Here is a 19879-nt window from a genome sequence, read left to right on the forward strand (position 1 = left end):
CTCTTTTTTATATTATTTAATATATATATGCGGAATTACTTTTACTTGTTATAAAAATATTGTGGAGTAACATAACTTAACAAATTATCCAAAGTGTTAATCTCGGCATATGGTTGTATTTTGGTAGTATTATTGATTTTCTGAGGGTTAAACCACACCCCTTTTATATTTACATTTTGAGGACCAGCAATATCCTTTTCTAAGTCATCCCCAACAAATAAAGTATGTTCCGGTTGTAAATTTAGCTTATTTAATGCTAGTTCGAATATACGTTTATCAGGTTTACTAAATCCTACTTCTTCAGAAATAATGATTGTTTCAAAATACCTATTTAAATTCGTGTTAAATATTTTAGCTTTTTGCCTCTGAGTTAAGCCATTTGTTATAATTCCAACTTTACAGTGCTTCTTTATTTGATTTAAGAAATGAATAGTATTTTTGTCTATTGAAAAACATCTAGGGAAATTATTATTCCAAAAATCTTGGATGTAATTGCGTGGCAATCTATACCTTGGCGTGAATTCATCAAACAATGATTCTAAAACTGTCGTTTTATTACTTATGCCATATTCTCTTTTATCGTATTCTTTGAATTTCTGTAACATGTTGCTTTTAGCCGCACCATCTACATTTTCATAACACTTTTCTAAAACAATTAAAAATAATGCCTCTACTGCTTTATCCCTATCAAGTAATGTATCATCTAAATCAAACAGCATCGCTTTATAACCCATCAAATCATTTCACAACCTTTCTAGCATTATATAAATCTCTCCAAGTTTGTACCTTTAAACTTTTGGTTTAGCAAGAACATTATTATGTAGTGATTAACGATTAAATAGAAACTAGATGAAAGAAATCCAAAGTTCTTGGCACACACTCTAGTATTACGGTAGTTTCTTCTATATTGAAATTCCTTTTCCTCTTTTGGTAAAGAAGCAAAAGTGTATTTTCACAAATTTTAAGAAACTACATACAATTCACATTATTATACATTAGTTTTTCGTAAATATTAATCGTACACCAATTCATACAATAAGTTTTTTTAAGCAATTATTTCTCCATAAAAAAGTAATAAAGCTAATAATACTTTTTGGTAGTAAGCGTTCTATGAAGTTTACTACTGTATCTCCACATAAACTCCAGATTGTACGGCTATAATGACTACCAGAGGTGATATTATGAAAAACTATCATATCCTCGTGGTAGAGGACGATCAAGAAATTCAGGAATTAATTAAACAATTTTTAATGACACAGCATTATACAGTGGTAGTCGCTTCAGATGGACTAGAGGGTATGACACAATTTAATAAGCAATCCTTTGATTTAATTCTTCTAGATGTCATGATGCCCAATCTTAATGGATTTGAAGTTTCTAAAATGATTCGAAGTCAGTCAAACGTACCAATTATTATGCTAACTGCGTTGGAAGAAGAAGAAGATCAAATGAAAGGATTCGATCTTGGGATCGATGATTATATAACAAAACCCTTTTCATTTCATGTTTTGATTAGACGAGTCGAAGCTGTACTTAGAAGAAGTTATGATAAAAATGTAAATAATCATTTGATATTTAAAGAAGTTCGTATCGATGTGGATGCATATAGAGTCTATGTAAATGATGTTGAAATTATATTAACGACAAAAGAGTTTGAAATTCTACAACTACTATTTCAAAATGAGAGAAAAGTACTTACAAGAGAAAATATCGTAGAGAAAGTTTGGGGTTACGATTATTTTGGAGAAACACGAATAATTGATACACATATTAAAAACCTACGCAAAAAATTAGCTATCCCTTATATTAAAACAATAAAGGGTATTGGTTATAAAATTGATGAATAGTATTGTGAAACTCATGAAAATGAAGCAAATCACTTATAAACTCTTTATGACTACATCTCTCATTTTGTTATCCTTTGCAGTATTGATTTATTTAACTTTATACTTCTTTCTCCCTACATTTTATGAGCAATATAAAACAGATCAACTTCAAACAGGGATAAACGAAATCATTGATAAGTCTAAAAATCTTACGTTTCAAGATGCGATACCACTTTTTGATGAATACGCAAAAAAAAATAATGCGATGCTTTATCTTCAAAATAAAGAAGGAGTAATTATTTACTCTCCTTCGTTTTCTTTTATTCAAAGTGGTACGCAAAAAACAGTAGTTACTAAAGCAACACGATTCGAGAATGCAAGTACCCTTAGCAATTCATATAACGTTACGAAACCAATTCAATTCCAAGATGGTAGTTTAACGCTTATAGTCTTTGCTACATTTCAACCGATTGATGAAGCTTCACAGGTTTTAGTCCGCTTTCTCCCCTATATTAGTATCATTGTACTCGTAATTGGTATAGGGAGTGCTTATTTTTATTCCAGGTTTATTACAAAGCCACTTATTTATATTAATGAAGGTGCACAAAAGATGGCAAATTTAGATTTCTCCGAAAAAATTGAGGTTCGCTCTACAGATGAGTTAGGAGAATTGTCTAATAGTTTGAATGACATGTCTATTAACTTACAACAAGCTATGTTTGATTTAAAAAAAGCAAATGAACAATTAAAAAATGATATTGAAAAAGAAAGAGAAATAGAAACAAAACGCAGAGAGTTTTTTGCGATTGTAGCACATGAATTAAAGTCCCCTCTTACTGTAATGAAAGGCTACTTAGAAGGGATGATTTACAATATTGGCCCTTATCAAAATCGCGATCAATATTTAAAGAAAAATCATCAAATTATTGAAAGTATGGAACAATTAGTTCGTGAAATTTTAAGCGTATCGAAATTAGAACAACACACCTTCAAACTAAAAGTAGAGGAAGTTAATCCTTCAAAGTTAATAGGTACAATCACAAAAGATCTCGAATTTTTTGCTTCTCAAAAAAGCATCGAAATAATAAAAGAAATTGATTCTGACCTTTCTATTTATACAGATTGTGCTCTTTTAGAAAAAGCATGTAAAAATATTATTCACAATGCGGTTATGTATTCACCACATAATGAAAAAGTCTATATAAAGTTAAGTGAGGATTCGAAACAAGGTCAAATCGAAATGCAAATTATAAATACAGGTGTCAATATTAAAGACGAAGATTTACAACAAATTTTCAAACCATTTTATCGAATTGAAAAATCAAGAAATCGAAATACTGGAGGAAGTGGTTTGGGGTTATATATTGTTAAACAAATTCTTGAAACGCTAGATATAAAGTATTCAATAAAAAATATGGAACATAGTGTACAATTTCGCATGAGCATTCCATTATCTAAACACAAAAACAAACAAACTCTCCTTTAAATAGGACGAGTTTGTTTGTTTTTGTAGTAAATATAAACTTATTAACAGGTTTTTCACTTAATGGACAAATGCTGCTTCTTAAATGGCGATTATCATAAGTAGTGACAAACTGTATTCAATTTACATATTTATCTTCTACTATAACAGCAAAAAAACGAAATTCCGCATAGCGCAAATTAGATTCTCTTATTTGAGATGCATTTCATCTATGAAACTAAAAAGGAGGATGAAAAATGCATATTTGCCTCCATTTTTCAGATTAATTTGGAATTCTTTTATGATAAGCTATATGTAAAGATTAAACATAAAGGATGATTCGTATGCAAATAAGACCACAAGTAAGTGAATATAGCTCCTATTATGCAACGTATACCAACTTGGTATCAGACGGAAATATCATACATATTCTAGAACAACAAATGAAGGAAACGAATCTCTTATTAAAGGAAATTTCTGATAGTGAGGGACTTTTCCGGTATGCTCCTACTAAATGGAGTATAAAAGAAGTAATGGGTCATATAGCAGATACAGAACGGATTATGGCGTATCGATTGCTATCTATCGCTCGAGGCGAGACAGCAGAACTTCCAGGCTATAGTGATGATATGTATGTTCTTAGAGCTGCTTTTGATAAGCAATCTATGCAAAATCTTCTTGAGAATTTAATTGTTGTTCGCCAATCTACCCTGTGTTTACTTAGAAGCTTAGATAAAGAAGCTTGGTCACAAAGAGGAAATGCAAATAATTCTGAAGTTACAGTTCGTGCATTAGCATACATCATTGCTGGTCATGAGCTTCATCATCTTCAAATTATAAAAGAACGTTACCTTGGTTCTGATGTATATCCAGCAACTTAATATTTGAAGAAAAAGATTCCTATTTATGTAGGGCTCTTTTTCAGAATTTATAACGGATTAGCGCTTAGAACCATGGCAATTAAATGTCTTTATTTATAAAATTCACCACATAATATATATGTTATCCCCTCTTATTCTGTACATAATTTTCTTTAGGCTGATATACTATAAACACAATAGTTCTGGAAAGGTGATGATATTATGTATGAACAACAAAATAATAGAGATAGAGATCAAAAAATGATGTTTTCTATGCAAGGAGTTCCCACAAATAAAATTAACATGAATCAATTACCTAAATGGATTAGAATTTTTGGCTATTGCGCGTTTGGTTGGATGATAGTATTTAGTTTAATTATGATTGTAGGTTTAATTCTGCAATAACTATACAGATACATAGGGAAACGGGACAGCATTTAGATCATACATCTAGGTAATGTCCCGTTTCCCTATGTGTAATTATCCCATGATATAGGTAACCAATTATAATAAAAAGAACTTGTAGGATATTCTACAAGTTCTTTTTCAAATATTATTAAAACGGGAACGACAAACTATTTTAACATTCAGTACAGGGAGACCATTTTGATTATGGCTTGATTTTATTATAAATCAAATATAAGCTTTTGAAAGGTCTAGTTTTTGAAAAATATGTGAATTAAACAGCTACGATGTTTATATTAGATTTCATTTATGACTAACTTCTTCTTACTTAAATACACTGCACGATCTGATTTTTTAGCAACCTCCTGTGAGTGCGTCACAACAATAATGCATTTATTCTCTTTATGTGCAAGTTCTTGAAACAGTTCTATTATATCCATTGCGGTTTCCTCGTCGAGATTTCCTGTCGGCTCATCTGCAATTAGTAAATCAACATTACAAGATAGTGCTCGAGCGATTGCTACACGCTGTTGTTGCCCGCCACTTAGTTGCAGGACGTTTCGTTTCGCTTCAGCTTCTGAGAGTCCTACCCTCTCTAATAATTCTAATGCTCTTGCTGTTTTATTTTGCACTTTAACACCTGTAATTTCCATTGCTGTTAAGACATTTTGAAGAGCGGTCATATAGGTAATTAAGTTATAAGATTGGAAAATTACAGATACATTTTGATTACGGTATCGATCCAAACCAATTTTTCTAATATCTTTGCCATTATACAGTACATAACCATTTTTAGGGACATCCAGTCCACAACCTAAGCTCAGAGTTGTGGTTTTACCAGATCCAGATGGCCCTAAAATCGTGTAGAAATGTCCTTTTTGAAAAGAAAAGTTAACATTATCTAGTATCGCTACATTTTTCCCATTACTTTCATAATAATAATCCAAATTTTTAAACTGTAAAATCGTCTCCATATCGAGCCTCCTCATTCATCTTTTAAAAGAATTTGTTTTGGGTTTAAACGTAGAATAGATAATGCTGGAAGAAGCGTTGCTATTATAGCAATAGCTAGTCCAATTCCACCCATTTTTCCTACATCTTCTCCTGTTACACTTACATCAATTTTATCAATTGGATCTTCTTTTTGATTTTGTAGAGTACCACCGGGTCCAGCCATCATTACAGTACCATGTTGCGAAGTATCTGTTTCTTCGCTTGCAGTAGCAATTTCATTCGAAAGTAAATTATCCCCGATATATTGAGAAACTTTAGCTCCTGTTGTTATGGATAATCCAAATGCTAAAATAGCGACACACACTACTTCTACTACGAATTGCGCCATCAGTTTCCACTTTTTCTCTCCAATAGACAATAGAATTCCCATTTCTTTACGACGCCCTTTAATTGATAGCATAATGATTAATCCTAAAATGATCGCACCTGCAATCGATACAATATAAATAATCATTTGAGAAGTCGAAGAGATATTTTCGATAGGACCAATCATTTGCTTGTACAATGAATCATGCGCATCTAATTTATAATAATTAAAATCAATGTTAGATTTTTTTGCTTCTTTTTTAAATGCATCAATATATTGTGGATCATTCAAGAAATACACGACTTGACCACTACTTATACCTTGGTCTACTTCTAATTTTTTCATAGTTGAATGCGGCATATATAGTTTATTAGCTGGATCCATAATAGGAGGAGCCTGTTGACCCATTGCTTGCTCATTTGTTTCGTAAATGCCGATAATTTCAACCTCAAGAGTTTCCTTCTTATCCCCTGATTGTACTTTAACTTTGTCTCCTACTTTCAAATTGTTTAATTCCGCTAATCGTTTTTCCATTAAAGCTACATTCTGATCTTTCATTTGCTCTGTTATTGGTTTTCCATCAATGATTTTACTTTTTCCGTTTTTAAAGCTTTCTTGTAATGCAGTCTTGCGAACTCCCTCAATCATAAAAGAAGCATTCATATCTATTTCTGTACCAGAGCTTGAACCGCCTCGCGCAGCCGTCATTCCCACTTTACCTTTTCCTTCTTCTTCTCCTTCTGAAGCTCCTACTAGTTTAAGCCCATCAGAAATACCGAAAGTGTTAGCTATGTAATTATAATCTTTTACATACTTGGACTTCGCTAATTGATCTGTTTCTTTTGCATCGAGCTGCGGCGGATTTGGCATTTCTCCAGTTTCCTTAGCTTTTTGACCTATTTTGTCGAAATCAAGACCTAAAGTAACATCTGCACCAAGTTTTTTTCTTGCAGCATCCGCTGCTTTTTTTGATGCATTTTGGATTGTGAAACCTGAAAGAACCAAATTTGTAACAATCAGAAAAACTGCCATCAAAATTAATGATGTTCCTATCCTTTTTTTCATACTGAGAATTGCTCGTTTCATAAAATTCATTTTTCTTACCTCCTTGATAACTTGTATTCTATATAGGTTATCTAGAGTTTATATGGAGCTAATCGGTAGTTTAACTAGAGATATAAGGAGTTTATGTGTAGTTATTTACCTGTTCCAGAAAAGCTAGAACACAAATTCAAAAACACAGTCGTTTTTGAATTTCGGTAAGGAGTTAGTCAATTTAAGAGACTTATAGAAAAGAGAGGTTAAGCTTGATTTAATGTATGTAACATAAAAAATATATTTATTGTATAATTTCTATACAATAAATATAGAGAACCAATTTGTGAATATCTATATGGGAATTGTAAGTTGTTCTTCATAGAAATTACAGCTTTTAATAAGAAAAGAAGCAAGTTAACATTCTTTTATAAGGATAATAATATTAACTTACTTCTTAAATTTTAGTATAAATTATTTATTGTAAGCTTTATAATATAATATGAAAATTTATCACCTATTTTTATAATTCAAGCACCTACTATTAGGAAAAGAGAATATTTCCTAATTAATTTAAAACATAAATTTTGTCTATGTTTTAAACAATATGTATTTTGGAGGAGGTTAATTTGATTTTTTCAAAACTCATTGATCGGTACGCCTTATATGATTTACACAAAAAAAGAAGTGTAGCGTTTCAGTTTACTTCCCTTTCTAACACTTCATTAAATATAAAGAACATAGAATCTTTTTATAAAGTAAAACCATCACATTTTCATTTTGACATTAAGCATTCAAAGCAGGAAAATGAATACATGGTTGGGCAATTCAACTATAAAAGTTCGATTCAATCCGGTGATTCACACAACGACTCTGTAACTGGGGAATTATTCTTACATAAAAATGAAAATGCACCTCATGTTATCTTTGTCCACGGTTGGAGAATGGATTCTAACGAACGTGTGAAAAAAATATTCCACGATCATATGACCAGCCTGAAGTGGAGTATGTATTATTTCACTCTACCCTATCATTTTGAAAGAAAACCCGATCAATCCTTATTCAGTGGAGAGTATATGGTAAGTGCAAATATTGAACGAACATTACAAGCAACTAGACAAGCGGTAGCTGATTTACGAGCTTTGATTAAATGGATTAAAGCAAATAAAAAGGGGCCCCTGATTCTAATAGGAATTAGTTTAGGCGGATTTATTACTAACTTAACCTCTCTTGTTGAAGAAGAAATTGATGTGTTAGCATCCATTTTCTATGCAAATCGACTTTCTTATTCGATTTGGAATACAACTCCAGGTAAATTTATTAGAGAAGACTTGGAACATCATGGTGTTACGTATGATGATTTAATAGATTATTGGAAAATCACTGAACCGAGTCAAGCATTGCCAAAAGTAAAAAAAGAAAATATTTTATTAATTTCAGGTAAGCATGATCTATATGTGCATTCTGAGGATACAGACTACTTGTGGGAATCTTGGGAAAGACCTCCACGATATATTTATACATGCGGGCATGCCGGGATCGTTCTTAAACGTAAAAAAATTGCAACTGATACTATTGATTTTATTCAAAATCGATTGAACTCCCCACACTTATCCAATGTCATGCCTTAAATCGCGAGATTACTAAGTACAAAATCTTATACTTGTATTGTTATATTTTTTACTAGTCACCTTTGTAAATCTTAGCCCCAAGCCTTACACGATTGAAAATGAAATAAATAACTAAGGAACTAATTTACCATATGGAAAAACATTGCTCAGCATTTTCACCAGTGGTCCCTGTATATGCAATATTACATACAAAAATCTTTATGTATTACGTTATTAATTTAAAAATAAATTATTCATCCATTAATCTATACCATCCGTATTTACAGTTATGGATACCCTAATTACATATGAAAAAGAGAGAAGAACATTGGTTAATTCTTCTCTCTTTGTTTATTTTTAAGATAACCATCTATAAAATTTTGCTTTTCATAATTCTTCATGAGTCTAGAAAAGAATCTAATCCTTTTCTAGACTCAAAAAGAAATTTTTCTAATGTACATAATTACAACGACATTAAACCTCTTTGCTCTTAAATCCACTACTTGTATTATTGATTGCATGAAACTCCTTCTTGAGAAAGGTTTTAATTTCCGAATATTCTGTTGACCGTTATAACATATCCAATTTACAATTTAATTGTGGTGTTCTTTCACAATTAAACTACTTAGAATACACTTCATTTATTTGAAAACAATTACAAATAGAGGTGCTAAAATGAAAACTAGAGTAAATCCAGAATTATTACAAGGGTTAGAGATGTTTCCGGATCTCGATTTACGCCCAGAAAATTTGCAATCAATCAGAGAAGGAATAGCTCAAATGAGACCACCTACCGTTGTTGATGACTCTCTTTCTTTAACAGATAAAGTCATTGTTGGGCCTGATGATAATCCGTTACCATTACGAATTTATCGTCCAAAATCAAATCATGAATCTTTACCTGTCTTATTATGGATACATGGTGGAGGTTATATCTTAGGGTCTATAGATGATAACGATGATACTTGTATGAGGTTTGCAAAAGAAGCTAGCTGTGTGGTCGTGTCTGTAGACTACCGCTTAGCACCTGAACACCCTTACCCAGCACCAATTGAGGATTGTTATTCAGCTTTAAAATGGATTGCTGATAATGCAAAGTCATTAAACATTGATTCGAATCGAATTGGGGTTGCAGGAGTAAGCGCTGGCGGTGGACTAACAGCAGCATTATCATTATTAGCACGAGATCGAAAATATCCTTCAATTTGTTTACAAATGCCACTATATCCAATGATTGATGACAGAAATGATACACCTTCAGCGAATGAAATTAAAGAGGGATTTGTTTGGAACCAAAAGGCAAATGAAGCCGGCTGGAAAATGTATTTAGGAGAAATGTATGGAACGGATCAAATCCCTGCCTATGCAGCACCTTCTCGAGCTGAGGATTATAGTGACTTACCGTATACTTACACATTTGTTGGTCAATTAGATCCATTCCGCAGCGAAACATTAACCTATGTAAGCAAACTAGCACAAGCTGGTGTTGATGTGGAGTTTCATTTATATCCAAATGCCTATCACTGGTTTGAAGGGTTAAATCCAAATGCCGATGTATCTATTTATGCTGTGAACGAAATAGTACAAGCAATAAAGACTGGTTTCAAACGAGTATCCAAGGTTGAGGCTTAATCCCATTACAAGAGAAACACTTATAAATAGTATATATGTATTTATCATTTAAATATAATAGCCGATTCTAAATAAGAATCGGCTATTAATATGTAAAATCCGCCTAATATATCAAGGTTGAGAAACAGATATAAGATGTTTAGGCGATGTGTTTATTTCCTCTGCTAATGCTTTTATGTTCATCATGATTTGAAGTATTTCTTCTTTTGTTGTTCTTGGGTTGATAGAGCAAAGTCGAATTACTACTTTTTCTTTTAATTTAGTCGTACTTAGCATAGCAAATCCTCTTTGATTAATTTCTTCCACCAATTTTTTGTTTATTTCATGAATTGTATCTGTAGATGTTAGCTCACATGGAATATAACGAAAAGTAACAATTCCTAATTGGGCAGGTGTTACTACTTCCCAATCTTTTTCTTTCCTTAAAAACTCTTCAACTTGTTCAGCTAGCATAATGCCATGATCAATTGCCTCACGAAAAGCTGTAACTCCGAATGCTTTAAAAGAAAGCCATACCTTTAATGCTCTAAATCTACGAGAAAGTTCAATTCCACGCTCCCCAAAATTCACTTTTTCTTCTATATTAGTTTCTGTATCCTTAATATACTCTGGGATCATACGGAATGTTTCACTTAAATATTGGCTATTTCGAATAAGTACACAACCAACATCATAAGGCTGAAAAAGCCATTTATGCGGGTCTAACGTTAAAGAATCGGCACGATGAATTCCACTTAATAACTCCCTTCCTTTTTCACTGAGAATTGCTGCAGCCCCATAAGCCCCATCCACGTGTAGCCATATATCTTCATCACCACATACATCAGCCAATTCATCGAGGGAGTCCACCGCTCCGCAATTCGTTGTCCCTGCATTAGCAATAACACAGAATGGTTTTTTCCCTTTTAATCGATCTTCTTTTATTTGTTTTCTTAAAGTACTAACTGAAATTTTTAAGTCTTCATCTGTCTCAATTCGGCAAATTTGATGCTGTTTAAAACCTAATACTTTAAGTGCTCGATCTACAGAAAAATGAGTTTGGTTAGAAAAATAAACAATCGCATTTTCTATGTCATTATTCAGCTTGACCTGTCTCGCTACAGTAAGTGCAGTCAAATTAGCCATGGAACCACCACTGACAAATAATCCTTCAGCTGAATCAGGGAATCCTAGCATTGATTTTAACCAGTTAATTGTCGTTAATTCAATTTGTTCGGCACCTGCACCTACTATCCAAGCTGTAGGAAATACATTAAACCCACTTGCTAAAAAATCTGCTAATACACCAACATAATTATTAGGACCTGGCACAAAAGCCATAAAATGAGGATGATCCACATGAGTAATTTGATTAAACACATTGTTATTAAGAAAATGAAGTAATTCTTTTGGATTAGATCCGTTTTCCGGAATCGTTTCAATTAGCTTGTCTCTAAAAATATTACTATCAATCGTTTCTGAAACTGGTTTACTTTTTAAATGATTCATATGATCAACAATTAAGTCAACCGCTTGATATCCTAACTGACGCATTTCTTCGGCTGATAACTGTAATTTTTTTGTCATTTGATTTACTCCTATTCTATTTAAAAAGGCGAGTTTTTGCTCGCCTTTTCATTTTTTATAATTTGTAATCACAAATTGTTTGTATTGGATTTTGAAGAATCGTGTTGATTAACCCCTGGATGTGATTTAATATTTCCTGTATTTTCTCTGTTTCATATACCGTTTGATCATATCCAAACTTTATTGTAAGTCTTTCTTCAGGGAAGCACATAATTCCATACTTTACATGTGGCTCATCAACAACTTCGTAATCCGTGATAGCAAAATGTCTGTTTTCATTTGAAGAAAAGATTGCTGGATTAGTTGGATAGTTTTCAAAAACCCAAAGATGGTCAGTCAACTCAGTTTTTAATTCACTTTGCTTTTGTATATCAACAAATGAATAGTATGCATACTCATTACATTTCAATGTCTCTAGTTGTACCTTTTGCAGGAAGTCCACAAAAGATTGCGTTTCTGTCCATGCTAATCGGATAGGCAAAACATTTGTGAACAGACCGAACATATTTTCAATTCCTTCTACTTCGGGGGGTCTGACTGATACTAGGTTAGGCAATACTACTTCTCTCGTTCCGTTGAATTTGCCAAGCAATATTCCCCATACAGCTAGTAATGCCGTATTCATAGTTATATTATTTTTAGTTACAAATGTCTGTAACTGATCAGTCAAATCCTTGTCTAATGTTAAATCCATAAAAGTGAAGTTTAACCCTTCACTTTTAGATGGGACTTTCTTTTTAGGAATACTAATTTTCTGATTGTATCCTGATAAATAATCTCGCCAAAAATGACGTGCTTTCTCATGATCTTGTGCCAAAGTCCAATCTATAAATGTTTCAAAAGGTTTTACCATGGGTAACCCCGCCGTAGTTCCGGCATTTGTAGTTTCGTAGAGCTGGAATAATTCGTCTATCAAAATGCTGACGCTCCAACCATCACATAATAGATGATGGGAACTCCAAATTACTTTATGCTCGTTATTACCTAGTTGGAATATACAGAGACGTGTCATAAGTTCATCATTTTTAAATCCTCGACTTAAATTTTCATTCATCCACTGTTTTAGGAATTCTTGCTGTTCTTGTTTCGTCATCTCAATCAAGTTTTTTATTTCTGAATTTATTTGAACATCATATAGAACAGCTTGCCAAGGTTTTGCTTGTTCATCTTGCACAATTATTGTTCTTAAAGCATCATGACGATCAACTAATTGTTGGAAACACTGAATAAAGAGTTTAATATCCAGCTCCCCCTCAAGTGCCCAAATTGTTTGTTCAAAATATGCATTTGTATCAGGTTCATTCGTAGCATGCTCATAAATAACTTCCTGGAAAGGTGCTAACGGGTAAATACGTTCTATTTTTATATCCGGCATTTTTTCTTGTATTTTGTTAAGTGTATGTTGATTAAGTTGTTTATCTTTAACATTTAGTAATGTAGCTTTATTATCGTTCATTATGTTTACATCATTTGTTTGTGAACTTGAAAACTGGTCTAGCTTTTTAACAAATTGAACCATGTCCCTTAATATAGGAAATGAAAATATATTTTTTGGTTCAAGCTCGAATCCTTGTCGATACAGTCTGACGGACACTTGAATCGCTTTTATCGAATCTCCACCTAAGGCGAAGAAATGATCATTTACTCCAACTTGATCTATTTTGAGTACTTCTTGCCAAATACTAGTTAATATTTTTTCCATTTCAGTTTTTGGGGCAATAAATACTTCATTTTTTTGTTTCTCCGGAGTAGGGAGCGCTTTTCTATCTAATTTACCGTTTGGAGTCAGGGGTAATTGGTCCAAATAAACAAAATAAGAAGGAATCATATAATCTGGCAAGTGATCTTGCAAATGCTTTCGTAGTTCTGTTGTACTAATATTTTGCTCAGTTACCACATATGCAACTAAAAATTTTATTCCGTTCTCATCTGTTTGATCAATTACGACAGCATGTTCGACTTGTTTATAAGTTAGAAGACAATGAGAGATTTCTTCTAACTCTACTCGATATCCCTGAATTTTCACTTGGTAATCTTGGCGGCCTAAAAATTCAATATATCCCTCAGAATGCATTTTTCCACAATCCCCTGTTTTATATATAAGACCAAAATCAGGATGTGACACAAACGCTTCATTTGTTTTCTTTTCATCATTTAAATATCCTTTAGCAAGGCCCACTCCCCCGATATATAAATCTCCAATTACACCAACAGGGCACATTTTCTTTTCATAGTTCAACACATAATACGTTTGGTTTGCCAAGGGCATCCCGTATGGAATACTATTCCAATGTGATTCCACCTGTTTGACCGGATAATAAATTGACCAAATCGATGCTTCTGTTGCCCCTCCTAGTGAGGCTACTTCTGCAATCGGAAAATGTCGTTTTATTTTTTCTGGTAAAGAAAGCGGAATCCAATCTCCACTATGTAAAACTAAACGTAAAGAAGGATATTCAAAATGAGAACCTACTTGCTCCAATGCCAAATCCATGATTGCAGGCACTGTATTCCAAATTGTAATCCCTCTACGTTCGACAGTGCGGATTAATTCTTGCATGTCTCTCGGATCACGAATCATTACTAACATTGCACCTGTGCTTAAAGCTCCGAAAATATCGTATACAGATAGGTCAAAACACATGGAAGAGATACCAATAATACGATCATCTTCATTCACCTCATATTTTTGATTTATGTCTTGAATAGTATTTGTAACCGCTTGGTGAGTAATAATTACTCCTTTTGGTTTTCCTGTACTTCCTGAAGTATATATAATATAGGCAATATCTTCTGGACCAGCAATAGCGGGCATATCTTCTGTTGTATAAAATGACAAATGATTTTCTTCATAAAGACTAGGTTCTAATAAAAGCTTGCATGAGCTATTTTTTAAAATATATGTTTGGCGATCTAAAGGATGATCGGGATCAATCGGAACATAAGCGGCACCTGATTTTAAAATACCTAACATATTAACAATTGTGTCAACTCGCCTTTTTGCTAAAAGACCCACTTTGTCACCTAGACCAATACCTTGCTCTTTTAAGAAGTGGGCAATTTGATTAGAACGTTTATGAAGTTCCGAGTATGTTAACCATTCTTGTTCAAATACCACTGCTACTTCATCCGGTGTACGTTTTACTTGGTCTGTAAATAATTGATACAGAGTAGTTGAAGGTATTTTTTCTGTTGTTTCATTGTATTGCTTAATTAAAGTTTGATCCGATTCTTTCATCTGCAAAGATGTTATATCGCTTTGTTTCACCAATTGTTCCAATAAGTCAACAAATTGGGAAAACATTGCTTCTATTACATCAACATCAAACAACTCTTCAACATAGTTCCAGCTAATTAATAACTCTCCATTTTTTTCAATTACTACATTATCCAAATACACTTGTGGAGTCCGAGCATGAATATAGCGAAGAGAACCAAGTTGTTCCCAAGAGAAAGCACCTGCACCTGCTAACATCGAGGTGAAAACGATTGGCATAACTGCTTTTGGCGTCATTTGATGATATCGAGTAAAATCTCGAATAAAGTTAACTCCATCGTAATGACGATGTTCAAGGCCATCTAATAAAGTAGCTTGCGTTTCTTTTACTCTAGTAAAGAAAGTTTGCTCTGGTTTTACATCAACATCCAATAAAATAAGTGATGTGAAATCTCCAACAATCTGTTCTACTTCATCATGAACAGGATAACGGTTAAATACAGTCAAGTTAATTGCTAATCGACGTTGATTACTCCAATATGCCAACACATCACCATATATTGTACAAAGTAGAGCGGAAGGCGTTACCTCTTTCTCTTGTGCTAACTTTCGTAGCTTTGTCCATTTTTTATTATCCAGGATTTTTGTAAGTGATTGGAATTTAGGAGTAGCAATCTCTGCTGGATCCTTTTTTAACAGCAAAGAAGGTGCAAACGGAAAGTCAGGAAGCTTACTTGTCCAATAATCTTTTGCTGTTTTATATTCTTCGCTTTGTTCCATTTCATCATAGATAAACATATAATCTTGAAAATCAAAAGATAAAGATTCTAATTTTTGATTTGGTTTATAATAATAATGCAACAAATCCTGTCCAACAATGTTCATGCTTGCTCCGTCCATTAATAAAGCATCGTATCGAAAACATAATAAATACGTGTCTTCTTTTAAAAGAAAAGCTTTCAATTCAAACAAAGGCCATTGCCCCAAAGGGAATACATGGTTAGTCATTCGAGAACGCTCTTCTTGTAAGCGAGCATGTTGATTCCTATCATCTAAATCTATGAGACTCACTATTTCAATCTCGTAATCAGGAACGCTTTGTAATATTTGCTGTTTTCCCTCTGGTAAAATTACAGCTCGCAACATTGGATGACGATGAATTACCTTTTGAAAACTTTTTGAAAGACGATTGATATCCAAAGCTGTTTCATATTCAAAATATGTTTGAGGGGAAATACCACTTAATTCAAACTGTGAATTCCGTCCTATCATATACGCTGTCTGAACTTCTGTTAAGGAAAATGGCTTAGACAAATCTTTAACATGAGTTGGTCTACTTTCAAGGTTTTCCTCTTTATGCTCTAGCTTTACACAAGAACTCAGTTGAGCGATTGTGGGGTGCTTAAAAAAATCTGTTGTACTTATTTTTAAGCCGTCTTTTCTTAATAAATTAATTACCTGAAGTGCTTTAATAGATTCTCCTTTTAATGCAAAAAAATTATCATGAATACCGATTCCCTCGATCTCCATAACTTTTTCCCATGCACGCACTAATTTTTGTTCAATTTCATTGCGCGGAGCAACGTATGGAATTGATACATAATCCGTTTGTGTTATATCCAACAATCTTTTTCTATCCACTTTTCCATTTGGATTCAATGGAATCTCTTCTACCTGAATCATTTTTTCAGGAATCATAAACTCAGGTAATTTATCACTTAAATATTTTCTGATTTCATCAAAAGACACCTTGTTATCCGATACATAGTAGGCAGCTAATAATTTCCTATTTCCATACACTTGATCAACAACGATAGCCTGGTTTATTTCTGGATATTCCCTTAATTGAGTTTCGATTTCTCTTAATTCAATCCGATACCCCCGAATTTTCACTTGATGATCCATTCTACCTAAATATTCAAGTTCTCCATTAGGCAACCAACGAACGAGATCACCTGTATGATACATCATTTCCCCTGCCGCAAAAGGACTCGGTACAAACTTTTCATCTGTCAGTTTATTTTTACCAAGATACCCTCGTGCTACCGCTACGCCAGCAATGCAGAGTTCACCGGGAATTCCAAATGGTTTTAATTGGCCATACTTATTCAATATATAGGAATGATAATTCGGGTTAGGTTTGCCAATCGTAACTTCTTTGGAAGTGCTCAAGTCTTTTACTGTTGCGCAAATGGTTGTTTCTGTGGGACCATAAATATTTAAAATTGTTGCTTCACTGATACAACGAATTTTTTCAACCAAATCAATGGAAAATGATTCTCCTGCTAATAAAATAGATTTTAAATCTTTTAGAAAAATCGCCCCTTCTGGATCACTCAAAATCACTTCCATTCGCGATGGCGTTGATTCCCATAAATCCACCTTATGTTTTTTGACCAAATGAGCCAATTCTTTTGTTGCAAACTGGTCCTCTGTAGCAATTACTACTTTTGAACCTTGCGTTAAAGGAAGACATATTTCTAACAAGGAAATATCAAAAGATACACTAGCAAGAAACAAGAATGATTGATTAGCTTTTACTTTTTCTCTCATTACATTTAAAAAATGAACTAGCGATTTTTGTTCTATCATTACCCCTTTTGGATTTCCTGTCGATCCTGATGTGTAAATAACATAAGCTAAATCATTAGGATTATGTTCTCGTACTAAATTACTTTCTTCACCTTGAAAAAGATATTCTTTATCAAGATACAGTACTTCACCTGCAAATTGTGGCAATACTTCCTCTGTTCGCTTACTAAGTAAATATTTTGCTTGACTATCTTGTAACATATATTCAATTCGTTCAGTTGGGTAGTTAGGGTCGATTGGTAAATACGCTGCTCCTGCTTTTAAAATCCCCATCATACCAATAATCATTTCTAATGACCGATCTACCATAACGCCAATAATACTTTCTTTTGAAACACCTTTACTTTGAAGAATAGAAGCCAATTGATTCGCTTTCTTATTCAATTCTCTATATGTCAAAGATTGATCATTACAAACAACAGCAATTTGATCTGGAGTTTTTAATACTTGCGCTTCAAACAAATCTTGAAATGATTGAAACAAGTCTATGCCCGTTTGAAAAGTATTCAATCCTTCTAACAACTCTTTTTCTTCTTCTGCAATAATACAAATATCTTTCAATGCCAAATTCGGATTTTGTGAAACTTGCTTTAAAACATAACAATACGAATTGGCAAACTGTTGCAAAGAAGAGAATGAACGGGACTTGCAAGAAATTTGAAATTCAAATTCATTATGTATTTCATTCCATTTTCTTCGTATCCATAGGGCTAAATTATTCTCTGCGTATTCTTCTAGCGAATTTTCATTATGTAATCCTTCCATCCCGATTACAATTTGAAAAGGAGTTAAATTGTGTTTAACTAATAATTCAGAGAGCGGATACTCCTGATTTTCATACCCGAATAAAGTCGTTTGTTCAATCTCATTTACTAATTGTTTAAAGGTGTGATGCGGCTGGATTTCACTTCCTAAAGGAATCAACTTATTAAGATTCTCACTTTGTTCAAGATTCTTTTCAATTATAGGAATACCAATAGTAATTCTTTCTTGATCTGTATAATGTGCCAAACAAACCCTTAAAGCGGCTTGAAACCAGCTAAATAATAATAAATCTTGAGACTTACTTATTTTTTGTATACTTTTACTAAATTCTACATTCACTATGACTTGAACGTATTCACAAGGTGTTTCTTTATTTAGTTGGTAATCGTTATTAAATTTAAATACAGAAAAATCGAGAATCTCGGAAGATAATTGCTCCTTCCAAAACGCTTCTACTTCTTTATTTTCATGAATCGAACTTCGATCTTTAATGTGCATTTTTATCTTTATCCCCCTAATATTCATTTCTTCTACTCGTTAATTTTCAAGCCAACTTCAAGCCCATGAAGAAACACTTGATGATTATCCAAACATAAAAATTGCTGAATATCTTCAAATTTCATATGACCGACTGAACAAACCCCTAAATTTAATGTCTCAGCAACCATATTTAAGGTAGCAGTGATAATGCCTGACTCAATACAAGCAAATAAATATCCATCTGAACCGTATTTCGGGATGGAAGCGTTCGCATTATAAACCAAATAAACTGAGAAGGCAGATTGAGTAAATAAATCCTGATTAATTAACTCATGATCACTTTTGATTACTTGATCAATGTTGTTTACAATCACAAGACTATTTTTTGATGGGTTATAATAATAAAATCCAGCTTTCATATCCTCTATACGTTTTGGTTTTACATAAACAAAGATATCAATGGGATAGAGCCCGCCTGCACTTGCGTAATGATAGTATATTTTTTCTTCCCTAACCTGTTTTAGAGTTGATAAGAATCGGGAAAATTCCGAAAAACTAATATGTTTTTCCATATCAAATTGACGACAAGACCTACGTTCCTTGATTATAGTAGGTAGCTCATTTGTTGTTTCAAGTTGAATTTCGGTCGACCGTGCAGCAACGTGCGTGCGATTTAATTGTTTACTCATATACTTATCTAACTTTTCTTTAGAAAAGCGAATCTGGTTGCTATATGGATTTGAAAAAATCTTTTCTTGTGAAGAAAATACTTCTCTTGGGTGTAATATATTACTTACTAACACACGATTTTTTATCATGAGCTCTATGTTTTTTTGTGTCTCTTCTACATTTCCTAACGAAAAGCGCTCTACTAGTTCACTAATTTTCACACCTTTTTGAGCCATAAAATAAAAATCTGGAAACCACTCAGACAGAATACCTGTAAATCTCATTTCCCCTATCAAAACTTCATTATGCAACTTCTCCCAATGCTTAATCGGAGACCAGTAATAAATTTTCTCGCTCATATAACCCTCCATAAACATTTAACTTATTTTTGAAATGCAATTTTCTAATTTACAAAAATTTTTTCGGATTCTGCTCCTTG

General features: G+C 33.0%; 12 protein-coding genes. 6 read left to right on the forward strand and 6 right to left on the reverse strand.

Going from position 1 to position 19879, the window contains the following annotated elements:
* Nucleotides 1-41 precede the first annotated feature (41 nt).
* On the reverse strand, nucleotides 42-734 hold the full coding sequence (locus ACTFRU_RS01780) for an HAD-IA family hydrolase (protein WP_440037545.1): 693 nt from the start codon (nucleotides 732-734) through the stop codon (nucleotides 42-44).
* A gap of 447 nt (nucleotides 735-1181) precedes the next feature.
* On the opposite strand from ACTFRU_RS01780, the gene ACTFRU_RS01785 reads away from it, so the two are divergent.
* The 4 genes from ACTFRU_RS01785 (at nucleotide 1182) to ACTFRU_RS01800 (ending at nucleotide 4553) form a co-directional block, all read left to right on the forward strand.
* A complete protein-coding gene (locus ACTFRU_RS01785) occupies nucleotides 1182-1847 on the forward strand; it encodes a response regulator transcription factor (protein ID WP_000800727.1) in 666 nt (221 codons plus the stop codon).
* Nucleotides 1840-3312 (forward strand): sensor histidine kinase, encoded by a 1473-nt coding sequence (locus ACTFRU_RS01790; protein WP_001084895.1) that lies wholly within the window; start codon nucleotides 1840-1842, stop codon nucleotides 3310-3312. Before ACTFRU_RS01785 ends, ACTFRU_RS01790 begins: the two co-directional genes overlap by 8 nt.
* Before the next feature lie 320 nt (nucleotides 3313-3632).
* Complete coding sequence (locus ACTFRU_RS01795; protein WP_440037424.1) at nucleotides 3633-4169, forward strand: DinB family protein; 537 nt, start codon at nucleotides 3633-3635, stop codon at nucleotides 4167-4169.
* 201 nt (nucleotides 4170-4370) lie between these two features.
* On the forward strand, nucleotides 4371-4553 hold the full coding sequence (locus ACTFRU_RS01800) for a hypothetical protein (RefSeq protein ID WP_000273238.1): 183 nt from the start codon (nucleotides 4371-4373) through the stop codon (nucleotides 4551-4553).
* Between the two features lie 296 nt (nucleotides 4554-4849).
* Here ACTFRU_RS01800 and ACTFRU_RS01805 read toward each other — a convergent pair whose 3' ends face one another.
* Nucleotides 4850-5527, reverse strand: coding sequence for an ABC transporter ATP-binding protein (locus ACTFRU_RS01805; protein WP_000447851.1), 678 nt, complete (start codon nucleotides 5525-5527; stop codon nucleotides 4850-4852).
* An 11-nt stretch (nucleotides 5528-5538) separates the two neighbouring features.
* Nucleotides 5539-6969 carry an ABC transporter permease gene (locus tag ACTFRU_RS01810; RefSeq protein ID WP_049108024.1) on the reverse strand — a complete coding sequence of 477 codons (1431 nt, stop codon included), beginning with the start codon at nucleotides 6967-6969 and terminating at the stop codon, nucleotides 5539-5541.
* A gap of 569 nt (nucleotides 6970-7538) precedes the next feature.
* Between ACTFRU_RS01810 and ACTFRU_RS01815 the strand changes: the two genes are divergently transcribed.
* Nucleotides 7539-8540, forward strand: a complete 1002-nt coding sequence (locus ACTFRU_RS01815; protein ID WP_086411705.1) for an alpha/beta hydrolase — start codon at nucleotides 7539-7541, stop codon at nucleotides 8538-8540.
* Between the two features lie 654 nt (nucleotides 8541-9194).
* Nucleotides 9195-10151 (forward strand): alpha/beta hydrolase, encoded by a 957-nt coding sequence (locus tag ACTFRU_RS01820; protein WP_000857943.1) that lies wholly within the window; start codon nucleotides 9195-9197, stop codon nucleotides 10149-10151.
* A 111-nt stretch (nucleotides 10152-10262) separates the two neighbouring features.
* On the opposite strand, the gene ACTFRU_RS01825 is transcribed toward ACTFRU_RS01820, so the two are convergent.
* From ACTFRU_RS01825 to ACTFRU_RS01835, 3 genes are read right to left on the reverse strand one after another with little or no spacing between them, the layout of a single operon-like run.
* The gene (locus ACTFRU_RS01825) at nucleotides 10263-11717 is read right to left on the reverse strand and encodes a pyridoxal phosphate-dependent decarboxylase family protein (protein WP_000162820.1); all 1455 of its coding nucleotides are present in this window, start codon (nucleotides 11715-11717) and stop codon (nucleotides 10263-10265) included.
* A 55-nt stretch (nucleotides 11718-11772) separates the two neighbouring features.
* A complete protein-coding gene (locus tag ACTFRU_RS01830) occupies nucleotides 11773-18789 on the reverse strand; it encodes an amino acid adenylation domain-containing protein (protein WP_440037425.1) in 7017 nt (2338 codons plus the stop codon).
* Between the two features lie 32 nt (nucleotides 18790-18821).
* A complete protein-coding gene (locus tag ACTFRU_RS01835; RefSeq protein ID WP_016122625.1) occupies nucleotides 18822-19799 on the reverse strand; it encodes a SagB/ThcOx family dehydrogenase in 978 nt (325 codons plus the stop codon).
* Nucleotides 19800-19879 lie beyond the last annotated feature (80 nt).

The organism is Bacillus cereus group sp. MYBK220-1, from assembly GCF_051916445.1.
Classification (GTDB): domain Bacteria; phylum Bacillota; class Bacilli; order Bacillales; family Bacillaceae_G; genus Bacillus_A; species Bacillus_A cereus.